The following is a 231-nucleotide window of genomic DNA, read 5'->3' on the forward strand; positions in this document are numbered from 1 at the left end:
TGATGGTCTGACCATCGCTATAAGCTAAGGTTGAGACCGCTCCTGTTCCGTCGGTCTGCTTGGTCACCCGGTTCTCGTCATCATACTCATTTTGAATAACCTTGGTGCCATTGCCGTCAACCCAAGCCGTCATTCGTCCCCTGTCATCGTACTCGTAGCGGGTCGGAACCCCCATGGCATCGGTATAGGTGATGAGATGGCCATTCTCATCGTAGTCGTAGGTAAGCGTGG

General features: G+C 53.2%; 1 protein-coding gene. It reads right to left on the reverse strand.

Translation table 11 applies throughout. The annotated features are described in order from the left end of the window. On the reverse strand, positions 1 to 231 hold a 231-nt coding region (locus tag E4T79_RS10865; RefSeq protein WP_135030151.1), incomplete at both ends, for an RHS repeat domain-containing protein.

It is taken from the genome of Streptococcus sp. LYSM12, assembly GCF_004569635.1.
GTDB lineage: Bacteria > Bacillota > Bacilli > Lactobacillales > Streptococcaceae > Streptococcus.